The sequence below is a fragment of the Geminisphaera colitermitum TAV2 genome (genome assembly GCF_000171235.2).
Taxonomy (GTDB): Bacteria; Verrucomicrobiota; Verrucomicrobiia; order Opitutales; family Opitutaceae; genus Geminisphaera; species Geminisphaera colitermitum.
The window spans coordinates 1-19502 of record NZ_ABEA03000073.1 but is presented as its reverse complement, the minus strand read 5'-3'; the positions used below and the strand labels follow the sequence as shown (position 1 = coordinate 19502).

14 protein-coding genes and 1 pseudogene are annotated in these 19502 nt (G+C 60.9%); 6 read left to right on the top strand and 9 right to left on the bottom strand.

All coding sequences use genetic code 11. From position 1 onward, the window contains the following. Nucleotides 1-1302, top strand: a 1302-nt coding sequence (locus OBACDRAFT_RS30635; RefSeq protein WP_043584450.1) for a helix-turn-helix transcriptional regulator, incomplete at its 5' end; no start/stop codon positions are given. Between the two features lie 143 nt (nucleotides 1303-1445). Here the strand turns inward: OBACDRAFT_RS30635 and OBACDRAFT_RS07835 are convergent. Together OBACDRAFT_RS07835 and OBACDRAFT_RS07830 are read right to left on the bottom strand one after the other, a co-directional pair. Next, nucleotides 1446-3128 (bottom strand): putative transporter, encoded by a 1683-nt coding sequence (locus OBACDRAFT_RS07835; RefSeq protein WP_043584448.1) that lies wholly within the window; start codon nucleotides 3126-3128, stop codon nucleotides 1446-1448. Nucleotides 3129-3649: 521 nt separating this feature from the next. Beyond that, complete coding sequence (locus tag OBACDRAFT_RS07830; RefSeq protein WP_043584446.1) at nucleotides 3650-4747, bottom strand: LacI family DNA-binding transcriptional regulator; 1098 nt, start codon at nucleotides 4745-4747, stop codon at nucleotides 3650-3652. A 112-nt stretch (nucleotides 4748-4859) separates the two neighbouring features. Here OBACDRAFT_RS07830 and OBACDRAFT_RS07825 point away from each other — a divergent pair, with 112 nt between their 5' ends. The 4 genes from OBACDRAFT_RS07825 (at nucleotide 4860) to OBACDRAFT_RS27985 (ending at nucleotide 10255) form a co-directional block, all read left to right on the top strand. Next, the gene (locus OBACDRAFT_RS07825; protein ID WP_043584443.1) at nucleotides 4860-8198 is read left to right on the top strand and encodes a hypothetical protein; all 3339 of its coding nucleotides are present in this window, start codon (nucleotides 4860-4862) and stop codon (nucleotides 8196-8198) included. Between the two features lie 26 nt (nucleotides 8199-8224). Beyond that, entirely contained in the window at nucleotides 8225-8995 is a 771-nt protein-coding gene (locus OBACDRAFT_RS29540; protein WP_043584441.1) for a PEP-CTERM sorting domain-containing protein, read from the top strand. A gap of 27 nt (nucleotides 8996-9022) precedes the next feature. Then, nucleotides 9023-9742: a prepilin-type N-terminal cleavage/methylation domain-containing protein gene (locus tag OBACDRAFT_RS07815; RefSeq protein ID WP_081721887.1), complete on the top strand. Its 720-nt coding sequence runs from the start codon at nucleotides 9023-9025 to the stop codon at nucleotides 9740-9742. A 327-nt stretch (nucleotides 9743-10069) separates the two neighbouring features. Beyond that, on the top strand, nucleotides 10070-10255 hold the full coding sequence (locus OBACDRAFT_RS27985; RefSeq protein WP_157836955.1) for a hypothetical protein: 186 nt from the start codon (nucleotides 10070-10072) through the stop codon (nucleotides 10253-10255). Between the two features lie 380 nt (nucleotides 10256-10635). On the opposite strand, the gene OBACDRAFT_RS07810 is transcribed toward OBACDRAFT_RS27985, so the two are convergent. Continuing rightward, a complete protein-coding gene (locus OBACDRAFT_RS07810) occupies nucleotides 10636-10974 on the bottom strand; it encodes a P-II family nitrogen regulator (RefSeq protein ID WP_043584437.1) in 339 nt (112 codons plus the stop codon). A gap of 43 nt (nucleotides 10975-11017) precedes the next feature. Then, complete coding sequence (locus OBACDRAFT_RS07805) at nucleotides 11018-12361, bottom strand: ammonium transporter (protein ID WP_043584436.1); 1344 nt, start codon at nucleotides 12359-12361, stop codon at nucleotides 11018-11020. A gap of 208 nt (nucleotides 12362-12569) precedes the next feature. On the opposite strand from OBACDRAFT_RS07805, the gene OBACDRAFT_RS26330 reads away from it, so the two are divergent. Continuing rightward, nucleotides 12570-12881, top strand: a complete 312-nt coding sequence (locus OBACDRAFT_RS26330; protein WP_081721886.1) for a hypothetical protein — start codon at nucleotides 12570-12572, stop codon at nucleotides 12879-12881. 469 nt (nucleotides 12882-13350) lie between these two features. Here OBACDRAFT_RS26330 and OBACDRAFT_RS07800 read toward each other — a convergent pair whose 3' ends face one another. The 5 genes and pseudogenes from OBACDRAFT_RS07800 to OBACDRAFT_RS07780 form a co-directional block, all read right to left on the bottom strand. Further along, on the bottom strand, nucleotides 13351-14301 hold the full coding sequence (locus OBACDRAFT_RS07800; RefSeq protein WP_157836912.1) for an IS110 family RNA-guided transposase: 951 nt from the start codon (nucleotides 14299-14301) through the stop codon (nucleotides 13351-13353). Nucleotides 14302-14718: 417 nt separating this feature from the next. After that, nucleotides 14719-15444, bottom strand: a complete 726-nt coding sequence (locus OBACDRAFT_RS07795; protein WP_043584434.1) for a hypothetical protein — start codon at nucleotides 15442-15444, stop codon at nucleotides 14719-14721. Between the two features lie 74 nt (nucleotides 15445-15518). Next, entirely contained in the window at nucleotides 15519-16640 is a 1122-nt protein-coding gene (locus tag OBACDRAFT_RS07790) for an aminopeptidase (RefSeq protein WP_043584433.1), read from the bottom strand. Nucleotides 16641-16659: 19 nt separating this feature from the next. Continuing rightward, complete coding sequence (locus tag OBACDRAFT_RS07785) at nucleotides 16660-18654, bottom strand: tetratricopeptide repeat protein (RefSeq protein WP_043584431.1); 1995 nt, start codon at nucleotides 18652-18654, stop codon at nucleotides 16660-16662. Nucleotides 18655-18704: 50 nt separating this feature from the next. Next, a pseudogene (locus tag OBACDRAFT_RS07780) lies at nucleotides 18705-19502 on the bottom strand (chromosome segregation protein SMC); the annotation flags it as partial.

The window sequence follows — 19502 nt, the reverse complement described above, 5'->3', positions numbered from 1 at the left end:
GAGGCGCTGGAGGAGCGGCAGGTGCATGTGAAGGATTTGTTGCGGGGGAGGATCGATCATTTGCTGCCGGAGTGCGCGGCGCATGGTTACTCGGTCAAGGCGCTGGCGGCGCATTTGGGGTGCACGCCGGGGTGGCTGGCCAGGCGTTTGCAGCACGCGTGGCGAAGGCCGGCGGGGGAGGTGTTGCATGCGTTGCGGGTGCGTCATGCGCGGGAGTTGCTGGCATCGGCGGGGGCGGGGGAGGTGGCGTGGCGTTGTGGGTTTTCATCGGCGTCGTCGTTTTCCAAGGCGTTCAAGCGGGCAACGGGGTTGACGCCGACGCAGGCGCGGGAGGAGGCGAAGCAGGGGCGCGGGTTGGCGGAGCGGCGGGAGGGGGGGGGGGGGGGAGGACAGGCATTGGTGGTGCGGATGGATGAGCGGGGCGTGCGGTCGGGAGTGGCGATGCGTGATTTGTTGCCGGTGGGTTGGGAGGTGACTCCGGTGGCGGTGTGGGGCGGCGCGTATTTTCAGTGCGACGGGGGGGAGGTCGACATGGTTTACGACACGCCGTTTGATGTGTCGCTTAACACGATCACGCGGGGGCTTCACTGGGTGGTGACGTTGGAGGGGGAGGCGGTGTTTGAGTCGGGCGGGTGTTCGTTGACAGTGCGACCGGGCATGGTGGTGGTGTATCCGAGTCCGTCGAGGGGGCGATGGACGACGCCGTCGGGAAAGCCGTGGCGGAGAGTGTGGGTGAAGGTGCGTTGCAACTGGGGCAACGAGGCGTTGCTGGCGTTGGGGGCGGCGCATGGTTGGGCGGCCGTGTTGCCGCTGGCGTCGCGTCCGGTGCGGTTGGCGAAAAAATGGGTGCGCGAGTGGAATGAGCATCGGAGCGAGCCGTCGGTGGCGGCGTCGCGGTCGGGTTACGAGTGGCTGCTGAGCTGGTGGGAGTTGCTGCAATCGGGGCGGGTGCGTCCGCTGGTGAGGCGCGAGGGGGGGGAGGGGGTGCTGCCGGATTTGCGGGGGATGTTGCTGCCGTCGTTTTTCCGGCGCATCAAGACGATCTCGGGTTACGCGAAGCAGATCGGCTATTCGCGTTCGCATACGGTGCGAAAGTTGAATGAGCAGTGGAAGGGCGGCACGCCGGCGCAGATCATCCGACGGCAGCGGCTGGCGCAGGCGGCGCTGGATTTGCGGAGAACGCGGCTTCCCGTATCCGAAATCGCACGACGTTCGCAGTTCGCCTCGGCGGGGTGCTTTATCCCGGCGTTCAAACGGGAGTTTGGGATGACGCCGCTGGCTTACCGGCTGGCGCAGATTTAAGCCCGATGTCGTAAGGGATTAACTACAGAGACACGAAGGCACAGAGACCAAAACAAGGATCTTTTCGTGGGCAATTCTTCCGTGGTTTGGTCTCTGTGCCTCGGTGTCTCTGCGGTTAATTTATTCTTCTTTAATGATCGTGGTCAGCCTCCGGTGGCGGCGCGGTAGAGGAGAAACACGAGGAGCTGGCCGGTGAAGATGCGCAGCAGCATGGTGAGCGGATACACGGTGGCGTAGGCCACGCCGGGGGCGTCGCTCGCGGTGGATTGATGCGCGAAGGCGAGCGCGGGCGGGTCGGTCATGCTGCCGGCCAACATGCCGCAGAGCTCGGCATAGTTGACCTTCTTCCAGAGGCGCGCGATCACCGCGACCGTCAGCAAGGGAACGATGGTGATGACGGCGCCGTAAAGCATCCAGCGCAGACCGTCGGCGCCGAGGAGAACGGACACAAATTTCTCGCCGGATTTGATGCCCACCGCCGCGAGAAACAGGGTGATGCCGATCTCGCGCAACATGTGGTTGGCGTTGTGCGGCATGTGCCAGATGAGCGGGCCGGTGGTGGTCATGCGCGAGAGCAGGATCGCCACGACGAGGGGGCCGCCGGCGAGGCCGAGTTTGACGGCGGCGGGGAGGCCGGGAATGAAGACCGGGATCGATCCGAAAATAACGCCAAGCGCGATGCCGAAGAAAAACGGCATGGGTTGCGGCAGGTCGAGCGCCTTGCGGGAATTGCCGAGGTCGGCCGCCACGCCTTCGATGTGAGCGGGCTCGCCGACGACCATGAGAACGTCGCCGAATTGCAGCTTGAAGCCGGGAGAGGGCGTGAACTCCAGTCCCTGACGTTGTACCCGCGTTACAACTACGTGGTGGCGCGCAAAGGTCGAGAGGCCGGCGAGGGGTTTGCCGAACACGGCGGCCTTGGTGACGATGACGCGCTGATTGGTCACGGTGCCGGGGATGGTTTTGAGGTCCACACCGGCCTCGTCGCCGATCACGATGCGCAGCGACTCCAGCCCTTCGGCCGGACCGACGGCGTGCAGGATGTCGCCCATTTGCAGCCGTGTGTCATGGCGCGCGACCTCGACCACGCCGCCGCGCGAGAAACGCGACACGACCACGCCCGATCCGGCGAGGCCGGGCACTTCGCCGAGTTTGCGACCGGAGAGGTTGTTGTTGCGCACTTCGAAGTTGCGCGTCGTGGGCGGCGGCATGGCGGGGAGGTGGGCGGCCTCGGCGTCGGCGACTTCTTTTTTGACGTCCACGCGGAACCACACGCGTATCAGAATCATGGTTACAATGATGCCGATGATGCCGAAGGGATACGCGATCGCGTAGGCGAGTCCTTGAATGGCGGTTGCGTCGCCCGGCGCGCCGACTTCGCCCAGCGCCTGCCCGGCGGCGGCGAGGCTGGGCGTATTGGTCGTGGCGCCCGAAAGCAGGCCGACTCCCGCCGGCACATCAACGAGGCCGGTGATGATCCACGCCGCGGCCACGGCGACGCCGAGCAGCACGTTGGCCGCGGCGAAGAGATTGAGGATCAAGCCGCGAGATCGCAGCGAAGTGAAAAAGCCGGGACCGATTTGAAGTCCCAGGGTGTAAACGAAGAGGATCAGTCCGAATTCGCGCACGAATTCGAGCACGTGATGATCGAAGGTGAGTTTAAAGTGCCCGAGGGCCAGGCCTGCGAACAGGACGCCGGCCGCGCCGAGCCCGATGTTGCAGATCTTGATTTTGCCAATCGCGATGCCGGCGCCGCCCGCGACTCCGAGGAGGATGATCGTACGTGCGACGGATTCGTCGATGAAGAGATGCTTAAGCCAGTCCATAAATTATTAGTAAGCGTGGTAGAAAAGGGGTCGACATTACAGGTGTGCTGATGAAATGCCCGCTCATTTTTTGGCGCAGTAATGCCGTTTTTAGTCAACAAGGCGTCTGACGGCAGGTTGAATACGATAATTTTATTCTTCGCTGTTTTCAGTGGATTGGCCGTTATTTTACTCTCAATCCCTCCCCCCCCCCCCGATCTCAATTTCCGAATCCAACCGCGAATGGTCGCCAATGAACGCGAATAGGAACCCATGGTTCGGCTGTCAGGCAGGAGGTGGGATTTTCCGCCACGCTCGCCACGCCCGCAGTGGTTCAGATTGGGCCGTTGCGAACGTGGCGCCGTTGCGGGAAATCCTGTCTTTATTCGCGCCTATTCGCGTTCATGTCAGACTGTCGCTTCGCTCGGTACGCGGTTAAAAAAGACCGGACATGTTTTCTTCCGGCGGACTCCGGGGCTTCAGTCCTCCCACTGAAAACAGCAAAGAACCGATAATTTTTGAACGGGAGGGAGCCGGCGGGCCTACCGCGTGCAGGTGGTTTTGCCATCCACCCAGTCGCCCATGATCATGACGGTTTTGGCGCGCGCGGGGACGCCGTGTTCGTTGTGGTGGATTTGCTCGACCACGAGTTCAACGGCGGCGGCGCCGAGCAGGGCGTTGTTTTGGTCGATGCCGCTAAAACCGGACTGGTTGCTCTGGAGGTTTAGGCTCACGAGGGCAACGTCGTCGGGCACACGCGTAGCGAGTGAGGTGAGCCAGGCGCGAATCATGAGGGGTTGCAGCGAAATGATGGCGTCAGGGCGGTGGCGGGCGAACCAGTTGCCAAACCCGGTTGGTTGCTCGCCGCTGCCTTCCCAGTCTTCCCAACCCTCCTCGCCTGCATGCGTGTGCGTGCGGGTTTGCGGCCGGTTTTGGGTGTAGTGCCATAAAAATACAGGCAGGCGGCGGCGGGCCGGAAGATAGGGATGAAACGACAAAAAGCCGCCCGCCCATTTGTTCTCCACGCGCTGGTCGTCTTCGTGGCGGATGGCGAGACCGATGCGCTGGTAACCGAGTTCCGTCAGGCGGCGGACGGCCATGCGGATGGTGTTGAACTGGTCGTTGGCGGCGCGGTGCAGGGCGGGCGTCGTGTAGGAATAACCCACCGTCGCGCACGCGAATTGCGACCAGTCAAACGCGATGGCGGGAATCGGATCGGGGAGGGGGGGGAGGATCACGCCAGGGATGCCGCGAGCGTGGAGCATGCCGCGCATTCGCGCGCCGGTCATGCCGGGTTCGGCGAGAGAGAAGCGTTCGAGTTTGTATCCGAGCATGGCGGCGCGCTCAACCGCGCCCGAGTGGATCTGGGCGTTGTAGGTATGGACGTGCGTGTAAACTTCGTCCGGGTGCGCCGTGAGGAAGGCAATGGTCGGCCAGACTTTGGGCGCGCGGGCGTTGCGAATCTGGGCCATGAGCGCGGAGACGAGCGGATTGGGACGGTAACCGAGCTCAGTCGCAATTTTCTGGATACGTTCGCGGGTGGAGAGCGGAAGGCGGGGGTTGTTCTTGAGTGCGCGGGAAACGGTCATCAACGACACGCCGGCTTGGTCGGCGATCATCTGCATGGTGGGTTGTTTCATGAGAGGGAAAGAGTTTCTGGATGCGGTTGTGTTAGGGCTAGCACAAAAAGTAAATCGTCTCGTTGTTTGGGGGGCGGCAACTTGAATCCTAATCTGTCTCCTGCTCCCCGAAATGAATATCTACCTTTCCCGTCAGTTTCGCCGGTTTATTGTCCTGGTAGGCGTTTGTACCTTGGGGCAGGCGGCCAGTGTATCCCTCGCCGCTGATTTTTCGTGGATGGATGGTATGAGCGCTGCTGATTCCGACCGTGTTGCGTCATCCTTTAAGGCCCGCGACAAGGAATCGGGCGCATTATGGGAATGGAAAAGCACTGCGATGGACGGGGCAGGAGGAGAGGCGTTTTTTAGCGTGCATCCGCCGTGGCGGAAACAGAAGGGTGTGGTGTTTGCCGATTTCCCGGTGGCGTTGCCCTCCGCCGCGCGGACGCTCGCGTTCACAGGTGACGCCGTCGTGGCATCAAAGGGCGGTGACGGCGTGGGCGTTTCCGTGCTCGTGAATGATGCGGCAGGCGACGATGGAACGTGGCACTTTGTAAAAAGTCTGCACGTGGCTCCAGGCGGCGAAGTTCACTCCATCGATGCCGACCTCTCGAAGTGGGCGGGCTGCACGGTGAAAATTCGCGTCCAGGTGGACCCTAAAAAATCACCATCAGCCGACACCACCCGGCTCTCGCGCCTGCGAGTGCTGGCCGATGGCGCGGAAATCGCCGGCATGGACAAGCTCCGCGATGTAGCCCAAACAGCGTGGTTTTCGTCGTCGGCACTGGCCAATCTCGAACTCCGCAAAATGCGTCCGAAGGACGCGTCCATCATGACTCGCCATTTGGAAGGGCGGCAGGTGGGCGTGAATGTTTACAGTCGTCAGGATAGCTACCGGCCGATGATCGGGGCGCACATCTATCTGACGCCAGAGGCGCACCGCTATGTCCCGTATTTGAACGACCTGTTCGACTTCGCGGCGCATGGCGGCGGCGGCAAGGGCAACTCCTTGATGGAGGAAAACGGCATTCCTTGGATACAGGTAATCCAAAACGCCATCCCGCTCGGCGCATGGGACGCGAAGCGGCAGGAGCGTCTGGCCAACACAGGTCGCCAACTGCCAGGCTACAAGGAACGGTTTCGTTTCAGCCTCGGTGTGACCTCTGGCAGCGAGCCCCACATCAACCCCAACTTCAGCTACACTGGCCACACGAAGGAAGAAGTGGAGGCCCTTCCCGGAGGCTCCCCGGAGGCGTCGCGCGATTTTGGCGCGTGGCTGGCCGGGCTTTATGGAGACAAGTCGCCCTCGGAGGATTCCAACCGGGATGGCATCACATTCCGGTCCGATTTCGGATTTTCCGCCGGATCGTGGGACGAGTTGGGGCTCGCCCTGCCGTCGTCCGGCGGCGAGGAGATCGATTTTCTGAAAACCCTCTACCGCGAGCGGGTGATCTCCGATACGATTGCGACGGTAGACCGGATTTTCAACGAGTCGGGCCTTGTCGTGTCCTCCCGCTTGTTGAGCCGTCAATATGCGCCGGCCTTTGCCCAAAGCGTCCGGCAATTGCGGCTGCCCACGGGCAGCACCGGCGTCACCTACTACAACTACCGGGGTATGTCGCTCGACCCCGAAGCCACGCAGGCGCGATTTGCCCGGGAGCGGATTTTCCAAAGCGAGAAATCCTACAAATCCGTCCTCTCCATCCGCCCTCCGTTTCGCAGCGCCGTGGGCGCCTGCACCGGCGTGTTTGGTCCTTATCGGGATTATGACCGGTTCGAGGCCGAGTTGAGAGCCGGTTTCAAGGGAGGCAAGGCCTCCCTGCTCGTCACGGTGGAACAGGTCGAGGTGAATGACCCGTTGAAGGGGCAGGTGCTGCGGAAGAAGACGTTCACGGTGGCCGCGGGCGCGACCGTCCCCGCCGTCCTCGACCTCGAGCGCTCCTCCCGCGACTGGTATCTGCGTATCACCTGCCGCTCGGAGAACAGGGGCTCCGCCAGCACCAGCGTTTACGTCGAGCCTTGGCTGCTCTCGGGCAAGGAGCGGAGGCATGATGTGTGCGGCGATTACTACAACGCCGCCCTCTGGACCGTGCTGGACGACAGGCCGGGCGAGGCGATCGACATGGGGTATTCGAAGACCAGCTACAACCCCGCCATCACGGAGTTTCGGGGCAGTTATATTTATCAGCAGGCCCGGCTGCGCGGACAGCGCCCGGTTTACAACGAGTTCCAGACGGGCAATCCCGACGGCAACACCACCGCGAACCTCTACCGCGGGGTGTTTCACGAGCTCCAGTTCAAGCCCGCCGTGATAAACTGGTTCTGCTACGGCGGCGGCAGCCCCTACGCCCGGTTCGCGTGGATGGACATCCACTACATGGCGACTGAACTGGCGACGCTCCGGGGCCAGCTCGAATTGATGCGCCCCTATGAGGGAATCGAGCGCGGGAAGCGGCCGCTCGCCATTTTCATTCCGCCTGCCGGTCCCGCCCCGGTTGGCATTGCCTGGAAGGATATGCGGCTGGCCGAGCAACTCGCCCCGTTCGGCCCCGACGTGCTTCTGAGCGACCAAACCGACAAGTATGCGGACTATGACAACATCATCATTGCCCTTGCCTACGCCGACGGCGCGACAGACCGCTTTCTGGGCAATTTCCTGAAAAACATACCTCGCGACAAACGTGTCATGGTGGTTTGCCTGAGCAACCAGCTCTACACGGGGCCGGGGATGCGGGGGAGCGCGGACTTCAGGCAGAGCCTGCGAGAAGTCCTGCCAGTCAGTCCTGCGGGCGGCGCGGTCCGGCGCGAGGCGGTTTCCCTCAGAACCACGCTGAGTCTCGATGTCGATCTGCCGGCGGACGTCGTCAAAAACCCCCGCTTCATGAGCGGGCAATGGCTGCAGTCCGGCAACCGCACGGTCGGCTGGCGCGGCGGCAACCTGCTGATGCTGGCCGGGATTCCGGTCGGTGGCTTGGAGGCGTTGATCGCCGACTTTTTTGGACTAACCCCGCCCGCACTGCGCGAGGCCGGGAAGCTCAAGCTTCTGAACCGCGACACGACTGCGAAAGAGGCCGGCTGGTATTGCCTCGCCGAGGGCCAGACGCTGACGGTGGACACGGGCCTCGTCGGCTACGACCTCGTCCACCGCACGCCGGTGCGCGGCCGTGTCCGCGGCGAGACGGTCGTTTCCCTTTTTCCCGAAAACGCTTTCGAGGTTTTGGATGCGGGCACGGCGACGGTGGAACTCGTGACGAAGGAGCCAGAGAGGATCGTGGTCCGGGCGCGCCCGCCGCAGTATCCCTTCGAAGGCGACGCCAGACCCGAACTGGTGGTCTATAGCCGACAAACGCCGATCGTGCTGTGCGATGGCGTCCGGATCGACACCCAGCCGATGGAGGGAGGCAACGGATTCCATAGACTGCCGATCACACAGGCAGCTGAATACCAATTTCTTACAGATACCATCCCCTAAACACAAAAAACAAGGAGTACGACAACATGAAAACAGACACAGAAAAAACGAACAACCGGCCGGGCTCGCTGTGGCACGGCATGCTAGCGCTGCTGTTGATGGCAGGCCTTTCCGGAACGGCGAAGGGTGGAACCCTTTACTCTGAAGCTTTTTATAGTTTCAACAACACGAACCTAAGCACCGTGGGGTGGAAAGGCTTGCTGGGCTCGGCTTCCAATGCGGTGGATTATTCCACGACCAATCCAGTTAGCCCAGGCCTTGGTGTGCAAGGTCCCAACGGGGACAATACTCGAGGGTTCGTCATCGGATATATAACTCAAACCCTGCCCTACGCGTTGATTTACACGGAGGAGTTTTCCTTTTCCACCGCGGACTACACCGACCTGAAATTTTCTTGGAAACAGGCGAATAACACTACGGTCACCACCTTTCACGTGGCGATAAAGCTGAATGGTTCTTGGTATGTGAGCTCCACCGGTTTGTCCATGAACACGTCTGCTGGCGGATATGGCGGCATGGAGGCGAAGGAATACCAGTTTACCAACGCGGCCAACTCATGGTATTCCCTGAGCTTTGCGCTGGGCAGCACCTTGGCGTTGGGCAACTTGGTAGAGACCGAGCTGCCGACCGGAACGATCACGGGATTCGGCCTGTATGCGCAAAGAAACGGCTCGGGGGCAACCCTCCGCCTTGACGACTTCGCCATCACCGGAACTGCGATTCCCGAGCCTGCGACGATGGCGCTTGTCCTTGGCGTTGGCGTTGGGCTGGTTGTTCTCTTCCGTCGTCGCCGTTGATCCTCTTCCCCCCCCCCCCCCTAGGTCATGAAAACGAAAGCTCCAAAATATCTGCCGCGACCTGAGCTAGCTCGGGTAACAGGACGAAGTCCTGTTAAGATCCCGTCCCCGTCCACCTCCGCGTTCACGTTGATTGAGTTGCTGACGGTGATCGCCATCATCGGTATTCTTGCGGGCATCCTCATTCCTGTTGTGGGGAAAGTCCGCGAGAAAGCCCGCGACGTTGATTGCATTCAGAATCTGCGCAGCCTGGCGACCGCCACGCGGCTTTTTGCCGACGAACACAAAGGCGCGATGCCTGTCGCGCATTCCGTCACCAACTGGGTTTATGAACTGAACGGCGGTTACATTTCCATTCCTGGCGGACTCATTCCCGTGGTCAGGAAGCGGAGGAGTCCGTTCATCTGCGAGCAAAACGTGCGCACTGCCACGGGTGCGATTTCGACCTCCGTTTGCCAGACCTACGGCATGAACAATGGTGTCGGCAGTTCCGAGAAGGACGGCGTCCGCATCAACAAATACATCCACAATATCACCGCGCCCTCGAAAACCGTTCTCCTCGGCGATGTCAAAACCAGCGGCACCGGCTGGCAACTCATCATGAACGCCAGCGGCAACAACAGCGAAAAGAACAAGAAGCCCGGCTACATCCACAACGGCAAATGCCACTTCGTGTTTGTGGATGGCCATGTGTCTGCTTTGCCGCCTCCTTATCCGCCTTCTGACGATATTTTCTGGACACCGTGAGAATATGCGTCAGCCGGGGGCAATCCCGGAAACCGCGTAAAACAACGAAAAAAACATGGAGGACTCCTCTGTCTGAAAAACCTGTCGCGACCCGATTCTTTCCGTCTGACTTTCACCCTCTGTTTATCCTCCGTTGTCCTCCCCCCCCCCCCCCCCTTCCTCCCAATATTTTTTGTTTTGGCAGTTCTTACGCTGCGGCGATTTCCAGTTGCACGCGGCAGCCGAGAGCGGCGGCGGTGTGGGAAAGCGTGTTGAGGGTAAGGGCGAATAACGGTTCGCTTTCCTCATTTTTGGGGACATGATTCCAGTCTCATCCCTTTTGCACCCATGGAATCTGAATCTCCCCAACCTCCTCCGAACACGCCTGGCTCGGCGGCTTCCTTCAAACATCGCCATCCGATTCGACCCCACAAACATTACCGCAAAACAAAGGTGTTCTTCAAGGTGTTGGGGTTGCTGGCCTTGGCCGCGGTGATTCTGGCAATCGCGTGGTTCTTGGGGACGCGGATGTAAAGGGTCGAGGGTCGAAAGTCTCGAGGCTCGCGCGGAGGACGGGTTTTGCTGCCAAACCCCGCCGATGGTGCGAAGGCTCCGTAATTCCGTTTTTCCGGATGGGCGCGGCTGCGGCCGCGTCTGGCGGGTCGGGAGACCTATACGCGCTAACATCTTTTCAATCGCCACGCATTTCTTGAGATTATTTCAGCAGAAAACAGCGATTTTTAGATTTAAAAGGCTGGTTTGAATCAAAAAATGAAGAAAAAAACGAAACATGTTAGCGCGTATAGGTCGGGAGACCCGCCCTCCATGAAGCAAAAGGCCGGCAGCCCGTGGAGGACTGCCGGCTCTCGGTTTGGTAGAATCGGCTCCTGAGAGCCGGGCGGTGATGGGCGTGCTCAGACGGCGGCTTCGCCGTGTTCGTCAGTGCGGATGCGGATGACGTCTTCGACGGGCAGGACGAAGATCTTGCCATCGCCGATCTTGCCGGTCTTGGCGGCCTTGAGGATGGCCTCAAGGGTCTTGGTCACGAGGTCGTCGCCGACCACGATCTCGATTTTCACCTTGGGGAGAAAATCGACCGTGTATTCACTGCCGCGGTAGATCTCGGTGTGGCCCTTCTGGCGTCCAAAGCCTTTGACTTCGGTGACGGTCATGCCTTCGACGCCAATGGCGGAGAGGGCCTCCTTCACTTCCTCCAACTTGAACGGCTTGATGATGGATATGATGAGTTTCATGTGTGCGTAAGTTTTTTCGGTGATCGATTGTGTGGGTTGAGCCTTAGCCAATGTAGCCTTCTTCCCCGTGTTCGGAGGTATCGAGACCGGTCTGCTCGACTTCGGGCGAGACACGGAGTCCGACGAGGGCCTTGACGATGTAGGCGAGGATCACGGTGGCGACGACGCTCCAGACCGCGGTGATGATGACGGCCTTGATCTGCTCGGCGAGGATGTTGACTCCTTCGCTCTGCAGTTTCTCGACCAGCGGGTTGACCTTCGGGTTGGCGAAGATGCCGGTGAGGATGGCGCCGAGGGTGCCGCCCACGCCGTGCACGCCAAAGGTGTCGAGCGCGTCGTCGTAGCCGAGCGCCTTCTTCATATAGGCCACGGCAAAGAAGGGGATGAGGCCGCCGAGCACGCCGAAGACGATCGAGGCGTTGACGGAGACAAAACCGGCGGCGGGCGTGATGGCGACAAGGCCGCCGATGACACCCGAGCTGAAACCGAGGACGCTGGGCTTGCCCTTGAACACCCATTCGGCGAGAGCCCAAACAAAACCGGCAATGGCGGCGGCAAAGGTCGTGGTGGCGAAGGCGTTGGCCGCGATGCCGTCGGCGGCACCGGCGGAACCGGCGTTGAATCCATACCATCCCACCCACAGGATGCACGCGCCCACGGCGGTGAGCACCACGCTGTGCGGGGAGAGGTTTTCCTTACCATAGCCCTTGCGCTTGCCGAGGATGATGCAGAGGACCAGAGCGGAGAAGCCCGAGGTCATGTGCACCACGGTGCCGCCGGCGAAGTCGATCGCGCGGACGTGCTCGGCGAGGAAGCCACCACCCCAGACCATGTGGGCAAACGGGAAATAAACGACGACCAGCCAGGCAGAGATGAACAACAGCACGGCGCTGAACTTCATGCGCTCGGCGATGGCGCCAAGGATAAGGCAGGGTGTGATGACCGCGAAGGTGAACTGGAAGAGGGCGAAGATGAGCCCTTCGCCTTCGATGCCGTTGAAGAAGGCGTTGCTCCAGCCGCCGATGATGGCGTTGCCATCCGGGCCGAAGGCCATCGTGTATCCGATCGCCCACCACAGGATGGCGGCGACGCCGGCGATGCCAAATGTCTGGGCAAACACGGAGAGGACGTTCTTTTTGCGGACGATGCCGCCGTAGAAGAGCGCGATGCCGGGCACCGACATGAAGAGCACGAGCGCGGAGCTGGTGAGCATCCAGGCGTTGTTACCGGTGGTCTTGGCGGCTTCGAGTTCCGCGAGGCGCTGCTCGATCGTGGGCGCGGCGGGCGTGCCGCCTTCCTGCGCAAATGCCGAGCAACTGAATGCCAGTAGTCCGCAGACGATAACCGTCTTAAGAATGCCGGCTTTGGATATGAACCAATTCTTCATAGCTGTGTAATAGGTTTTTGGTTGGATGGACTGTTTGTGAAAATTCGCGGTTTCCTGAGTGCGAATGGAGAACCCCTAAGCAGGGTGTGTGCCAACTGCGTAACATGGCGAAAACAGGGCGGACGGAAGGTTATTGTGGCTCGTGAGATTCGAGGTTGGACGTCGGGCGTTTTGCTCCGTTCTGTCCCAAAAACACCGTCACGATTTCATGAGCCTTAATCGCACCGAACAGACGCTTTTCGACTATTTGCGCGCCAACCCCGAGGAGCGCCGCCATTGGGAATCCAAGGTGCGGACGACGGCCGCCGCTTGCAGCGGTGATATTCATGAGGCTTCCATCTTGTTGGACAGCTACTTATGGGATTATTACCGCGAACGGTCCGAGGTGGCGTCGCCTTTTCGTGAGATCGTGGCGCGTGAAGGCTTGCAGCGGACAAGTTTGCGAAATTTGGCCGATTATTTAATTCGTTTATGGGCTCCCCCACCTCCAAAAAAACGGCCCGCCGGATACGGAATGTGAGTATGTGAATATCTTTTTATTTACATGATACAGGGTATATTACGCCGTATTTTTATTGGGAGTAAAAGTATTCGGATGGTTTAGCCATTGAACTGCCGCGCGGGGTGCCGAAACTTGGATTCCGATTCTGGTAGATGCCGCGTCCAATCTCCTGTCTGGCACGGCTTCGTTACTGCGAATTCCAGGCGGGTCGCCAGTGGGTGGTGACCCGCCTCCCCTGTTTTTGGGGGAAGAAGAAAAGACGCGGCGGTTTTTAAGAACTGAAGTTACGCAGAAGTTGCAGGGAGTGGTGCCACAAGGAGCGGCGGCATCCTGCCGCCGATATTCTGAGTGGCGCGGGCGTCCCGCCCGCAGTAGCAACTATCTTGGAGAGTGATTTTTTATGAGCTTGAGAAGTATGAGGGAGAGGCAAAGCAGTGGCATCGGAGGAAGGGGAGTCCACCGAGAGAGAAGAGCCTTGAACCGTCAATCAGGACGGGAGGGCAGCGGCGTAGGCCGGACGCAGCAGAGAGTTAAGGAAGATGAGGAGTTTTCTGGCGATGGCGACATAGGCTACGGTGGGAGGTTTGCCGCGAGCGCGCAGTTGTTGGTAGTGGAGACGGGAAGGCTCATGCCAGCGAGCGGCGACCATGGCGCACTGGTAGAGGACGCGGCGAGCGGGAGCGCGGCCACCTTGGATGATGCGAAGACCCTTGAGTTTGCCGGAGTCCCAGGGAAGGGGGGCAAGGCCGGCGAGCTTGGCGATCTGTCTGCGGTTCAGGGAGCCGAGTTCGGGCAGGTAGGCGATAAGGGAAAGGGCGCTGAGGATGCCCACACCCGGAGCGAAGCACAGGGTGTGGATACGCTCGAGCCAAGGCGCCGCCTGTTCGCTGTAGAGCCAAGCCTGCAGATCAAGTTCGAGAGCGAGGCGGTGGGAGCGCAGGGCGCGCACAACGCGCTTGAGTTGAAGAGCGCTCCGAGCACTGAGCAGGTTGTTGCGCATGTCGAAGGCGCTGATCTGTTCGACGATGGCATGGCGAGCCATGAGCAGGTCGCCCAGACGCCGCAGGGCGTCCGAGGGCACGGGCGAGGGCGCGGGGTGACCTTCGATGCCCAAACGCAAGAGAACACGAGCATCGATCGGATCGGTTTTTTCGAGTGTGCCGAGCGACTTGGCGAAGGCGCGGACTTGTGCCGGGTTCAGGCAGGTCAGGGCAATGGCGTTGAGGGCGCAGCGTTGTTGCAACAAACGGTGATGACGTCCGGTGGCCTCGCAGAGCAAATGGACGCCGGCTGGCAGGCCGGCCAGCCAGGAGTCCATCGCTTGCGGGCAATTGGGGACGTTGACGACTTTGGCAGCAAGAGTGCTGCAGACCGCGAGCGAGTCTTTGGCGACATCGACACCGACGTAATCAGTTGCGGGCAGAGGATACATGCTCATCCTTGTTTTGTCGGACTCGCCGGAGCAATTGCTTCGGTGGTCCATTCAACGGTTCGAGCGATTAACCAAAAGGTCGCCTGCGGTTCATGCTACCAGCGCTCTGATCCGAACGGATCAAGCAGGGGCGTCGACGAACTCGCAGGCGGCCGAGCCGTGAGGGCCTGCAGGCCCTCACGGCTCATCCGCCCGAGGCCTCCCCCCGTCGAACCAACTTGCGGGGGCAGTCCTCGACTGAACTCCCTCATCTTACCACATCTCCAAACAACAAGGGGCGTCGCTTGCGACGCCCGCGCACGCCATTCGAGGCCACGTCCTGCATACGCGGGCTTCGCAAGCGAAGCCCCTACGCAACAGGATGCGGGCGGGACGCCCGCGCCACTTCGAACCGGCGGCCTGGAGACACCGTTGCTCCTTGTTTTACAACAGGCCGGCGAGGGTGGTGTGCTTGGCGAGGCTGAAGGCGTTGCGCAGGGTGGCGAAGGCAGTGACGAGTTCGCGGGGAGAACCGGAACGGGGGAAACGCATTTCGAGGGTGGCACCTTCGCAGATCACTTCGGCTTCGACGCCGTCAACCGTGAGCACGCAGTGGCTGCAATCGGAGGGATAATCGACATGAAGCGCGGGTCGGGCAGTGGCGGGGGGGGGGGGGGAGGGGGCATTGTCATCGTCGAGGGATTCGATGGCGTCGATCACGGCTTCGACGCGGACGCCTTTGCGCAGGGCAAAGGAGATGGCGGAGAAGTGGCCGGCGAAGAGGGTGTCGAATTCGTCGAGGTGGACGAGGTTGCCGTTGCGCAGGGTGTGCAGGGTGCGGGTGATGGTGTATTCGGAGGGCGCGGCGTCAGAGAGGGCATAGACAATTTCGTAGGTGAAGTCGCGGGCGCTGAGCGTGGCCGTGGGCGCAGTGACGTCGAGTGAGAGGTCTTTGCGTTTGTAGTTGAGGGCGGCGCGGGTGCGCTGGAAGAGGTTTTCCGCTTCCTCCGTGAGTTCGGGGGAGCAGAGGCGGGCGAGGAAGGTCTGGGTGGCGTGGTTGACGGCGTCGGGGACGTCGTGGCGTTTCTTGTCGAAGTTTTGGAGTGTCTTGATGAGCCCGCCCGCCCGGCCGATGAGCTGGACTTGAGAGATGTAGGCGGAGGCGTCCATGGGGGAAAAAGCTAAAAAGCTAAAAGGCTAAAAACTGAAATGAGATGCAGATGACTGGGTGGTTATTTTAGTTTTTAGCCTTTTTGCAGCAGGTAGTGGGGGTTGAGTTTGTGGAGGGGCTTGGGGACGAAGAGGCCGTCTTTGCGGATGAGTTTGCCGTCGAACCAGATTTCACCGCCGCCGTATTCGGGGCGCTGGATGCAGACCATGTCCCAGTGGACTTGGGATTTGTTGCCGTTGCCAACGCCTTCGTAGGCCTGGCCGGGCGTGAAGTGGAAGGAACCGGCGATCTTTTCGTCAAAGAGGATGTCGCGCATGGGCTCTTTGATGTGGGGGTTGAAACCGAGGGCGAATTCGCCGATGTAGCGCGAGCCGGCGTCACTGTCCAAAATCTCGTTGAGGCGTTTGGTGTTGCTGGCGGTGGCTTCGACAATCTTGCCACGCTTGAAGACAAGGCGGATGTTGTCGAAGGAGGCTCCGAGATAAACGGTGGGTGTATTGTATTGGATGATACCTTCGACGCTGTCGCGGACGGGACAGGAAAAGACTTCGCCGTCGGGGATGTTGCGCAGGCCGCCGCATTCGCGGGCGCCGATGTTTTTGATCGAGAAGCGGAGGTCGGTGCCGGGGCCCTTGATATGGACTTGGTCGGTGCGGTCCATGAGGGTCTTGAGCGTCTTCATGCCGGGGATCATGCGGCGGTAGTCGAGGGTGCAGACGCGGAAGTAAAAATCTTCAAACGCCTCGGTGCTCATGCCGGCTTGCTGGGCCATGGCGGGGGTGGGCCAGCGGAGGACGACCCACTTGGTCTTGTTCACGCGGTAGTCGAGGACGGGCTTCATGAGCCGGGCATAGAGTTGCACGCGGGAGGGGGGCACGTCGGAGGATTCGAAGATGTTGTCGGAGCCGCGCAGGGCGATGTAGGCGTCCATCATTTCCATGCGCTTGAGTTCCACGTCGGCGTAGGGGCGGTATTGGTCTTCCTCGACGCCGAGCATGAGTTCGCGGGTGACGCGGGCGCAGTGGAGGTTGACGTAGGGATGGGCGCCACGGGCGCGGGCGGCGCGGACCAGGGCGACGACCATGGATTCGGGGACGTCAAAGGCGTCGATGAGGACGCGTTCTCCCTTGCGGAGATCGCAGGAAAATCCGGTGAGGCCGGTGGCAAGGTCGTGGAAGCGTGGGTCGATGAGCATGTGGGGACTTTGGACTTTATTAAGACTTTGGACTTTCGACTGGAGCCGGGGCTGCCGCAGGCGGCTTCGGCTTGGGCTTGGGTTCCCAGAGGTCGAGGAGTTTCTGGGCGGGGGCGTAGTCGGTGGTGCGGCGGAGGACTTCCTTGATGATGATGAGGCCGGCGTCCTTCTGGCCGGAGTCGTAAAGGGTCTTGGCAAGGGTGGTGGCCTTTTCGTTGCGGGTGAGGTCGCCGTTGATGTAGGTGCGGGCCTGCAACTGGAGGCGGAGGATGTCGGTGTCCTCGGATACGAACTTGAGCTCGCGGAAGGAGGCTTCGTTTTCCTCGGCGGAGAACCAGGAGGGGTTGATGCGGCGGATTTCGCGGATGAGGCGGAGTCCGGCAAAGGGCTGGTGGGTGGCGGAGAGTTCGTCGAGTTCCTTGTAAAACGCGGCGGCGTTGGCGGGGAAGGCGGTGCCGGCGTTGACGCCGGCGGCGGCGAGGGCGGCGGCGTCGGCGGCGGCCTTGGCCTTCTCGTCGAGGACGACGCGTTTTTCCTGGAGGTAGGGGTTTTGTGGATACGCACCGATGGCGTAGGTGACGATGTGGCGGGCGGTGGCGTCGCGTCCGTTTTGCATCAGGGTGTCGATGAGGCGGCGATAGGTGGCGAGGGGGAGCTGGCGTTCGCGGACTTGTTCGATGAGGGCGGTTTGTGAGGCGTCGGTGGCGTCGGAGGCGGCGTTGATGAGGCGGGAGAGGAGTTCGAGGGTGCTTTGGGTGCCTTGTTGTTGTTGCTGTTGTTGGGGGGCGCGGGCTTCCTCGGCGAGGCTTTGGCGGAGGGTGTCGGCTTGGCGGCGGGCGTCGGTCCAGCGTTTTTGCTGGATGAGGGCCTGGAGGCGGGCCATGTCGATTTGTGTGAGGCGGAAGCCGTGTTCGCGGGCGCGGTCACGGAGTTTGTCGATAAGCTCGACGTTGCCGATCTGGCCGAGGGCGGTGGAGAGGATGATGTAGTTGGCGGAGACGGAGCCGAAGCGGAAGATGTAGTCGTCGAGGATGTCGGAGGCGGCCTGGTTTTGGTGGACCATCATGAGTTGGACGATGCTGAAGGCGTACACTTGCGGGTCGGCGCGGTTGCGTTCGCGGAGTTGGGCGAGGGTGGTGGTGAGTTTGGGGATGTTGTTTTGCTCACGGTAGCAGCGTGCGAGGAGGCGGAGGGCTTGCTGGGAGGATGGGTCGGCGGCAACCCAGTTGGCAGCGGCGTTGGTGGCTGTGACTTTGTCGCCGTCGTTGAGGAAGGTGAGGATTTTGAGTTCGCGGCGGAGGGTGTTGGGAAGTTCGGGCGCGCTGTTGGAGTAGGCGAGGGCTTCGGCGTGGCGGTCAGAGCTGAAGAGGGCTTTGACGAGTTGTTCGGCGAGCCATTGGCGGTCGGAGGCGCTGACGGAGGGGTCTTTGTCGGCGAGGGCCATGGCTTGTTGGCAGAGGTCGATCCAGAGGTCGTAGTCTTCGCCTTGGGCAGCGAGTTCGAGGGCGAGTTCGAGATAGGCGCGGCCGGGGTAGCCGTATTCCATGCCTTCGTTGAGGAGTTTGACGGCCTGGGGGCGAATGCCCCAGGCGAGGAAGACTTGGGCGAGAGTGATGCGGGCGCGGGTGTCCTTGGGGTAGCGGTGGAGGCCGACGCGGAGGTTGCCGATGGCGGTGTCTTTGCGGTTTTTGAGGTCGTCGAAGCCTTGGGCTATGGCGGCTTTGCCGCGCTTTTCGGTGATTTCGTCCTTGCGAAGTGGATACAGGAGGCAGTCGGTCCAGGTGACGTAGTTGTAGGTGGCACGCTGCCAGCGGTAGTAGATGAAGCTGGTGCCTGCGACCCAGGCGAGGCAGAGGGTGAAGAGTCCCCAGAGGAGAGCACCGCGGAGGCTGATGGCGAGGCCGTCAACGTGGTGGCCGTGAATGTTGTAGTAACCGAAGAGGCCGAAGCGCCAGCGGGCGGTGGGTTGAGCTTTTTTGGTGCCCCAGGTGAGTTTGATGGGTGGAAGTGTCATGTGGTTGTCTAGAGTTCTAGGGTTTGATGGTTAGAGTTGTTGTGGCGGTGTCAGGCGACGGTGGTTTTGGCGCCGCGGACGGCTTCGGCGATGTTTTCGGGCTGAGGCTCCACGTCGGCGCGGAGGTGGTTGAATTTCATGGATACGGTCTTGGAGACGCCGCGTTCTTCCATGGTGACGCCGTAAATGGCGTGGGAGGCGGCGACGGTGCGTTTGTTGTGCGTGATGATGATGAACTGGGATTCGTTGATGAAGCGTTTGAGGAGATCAGTGAATCGACCAATGTTGGATTCGTCGAGCGGGGCGTCGAGTTCGTCGAGCAGACAGAAGGGGGAGGGTTTTACCATGTAGAGGGCAAAGAGGAGTCCGACGGCGGTGAGGGTTTTTTGTCCGCCAGAGAGGAGGCTGATGGATTTGAGTTTGGTGCCGGGGGGTTGGGCGGTGATTTCAATGCCGGATTCGAGGACGTCGTCGGTGGCAATGAGTTCGAGGTTGGCTACGCCGCCGCCAAAGAGGGTCTGGAAGGTGTATATGAAGTTTTTCCGGATCTGGTCGAAGGTGATCTGGAATTGTTGCATCGAGGTGTTGTTGATTTCGTCGATGGTTTTGAGGAGGTCGGTTTTGGCGTTGGTGAGGTCGGTGCTTTGGGCGCGGAGGAAGTCGTAGCGTTGTTTGAGTTCGGCGTATTCTTCGATGGCCGCAGTGTTGACGGCTCCCATGCTGGCAAGGCGTTGGCGGAGGGCGTCGATTTCGGCTTTGACGGTTTGCCAGGCGGAGGTGGCGGTGGGGCCGGTGTGGGCGACAGCGATGGTTTCGAGGTCTTTGTCGGTAGGCTCGGGCTTGGGGCC

Coding starts and splice junctions, on each gene's coding strand:
- OBACDRAFT_RS07815 (WP_081721887.1), top strand. CDS start 9,023: ATGAAAACGAAAGCTCCAAAATATCTGCCGCGACCTGAGCTAGCTCGG.
- OBACDRAFT_RS27985 (WP_157836955.1), top strand. CDS start 10,070: ATGGAATCTGAATCTCCCCAACCTCCTCCGAACACGCCTGGCTCGGCG.
- OBACDRAFT_RS07785 (WP_043584431.1), bottom strand. CDS start 18,654: ATGACACTTCCACCCATCAAACTCACCTGGGGCACCAAAAAAGCTCAA.
- OBACDRAFT_RS07790 (WP_043584433.1), bottom strand. CDS start 16,640: ATGCTCATCGACCCACGCTTCCACGACCTTGCCACCGGCCTCACCGGA.
- OBACDRAFT_RS07800 (WP_157836912.1), bottom strand. CDS start 14,301: ATGAGCATGTATCCTCTGCCCGCAACTGATTACGTCGGTGTCGATGTC.
- OBACDRAFT_RS07835 (WP_043584448.1), bottom strand. CDS start 3,128: ATGGACTGGCTTAAGCATCTCTTCATCGACGAATCCGTCGCACGTACG.
- OBACDRAFT_RS07825 (WP_043584443.1), top strand. CDS start 4,860: ATGAATATCTACCTTTCCCGTCAGTTTCGCCGGTTTATTGTCCTGGTA.
- OBACDRAFT_RS07830 (WP_043584446.1), bottom strand. CDS start 4,747: ATGAAACAACCCACCATGCAGATGATCGCCGACCAAGCCGGCGTGTCG.
- OBACDRAFT_RS29540 (WP_043584441.1), top strand. CDS start 8,225: ATGAAAACAGACACAGAAAAAACGAACAACCGGCCGGGCTCGCTGTGG.
- OBACDRAFT_RS07805 (WP_043584436.1), bottom strand. CDS start 12,361: ATGAAGAATTGGTTCATATCCAAAGCCGGCATTCTTAAGACGGTTATC.
- OBACDRAFT_RS07810 (WP_043584437.1), bottom strand. CDS start 10,974: ATGAAACTCATCATATCCATCATCAAGCCGTTCAAGTTGGAGGAAGTG.
- OBACDRAFT_RS26330 (WP_081721886.1), top strand. CDS start 12,570: ATGAGCCTTAATCGCACCGAACAGACGCTTTTCGACTATTTGCGCGCC.
- OBACDRAFT_RS07795 (WP_043584434.1), bottom strand. CDS start 15,444: ATGGACGCCTCCGCCTACATCTCTCAAGTCCAGCTCATCGGCCGGGCG.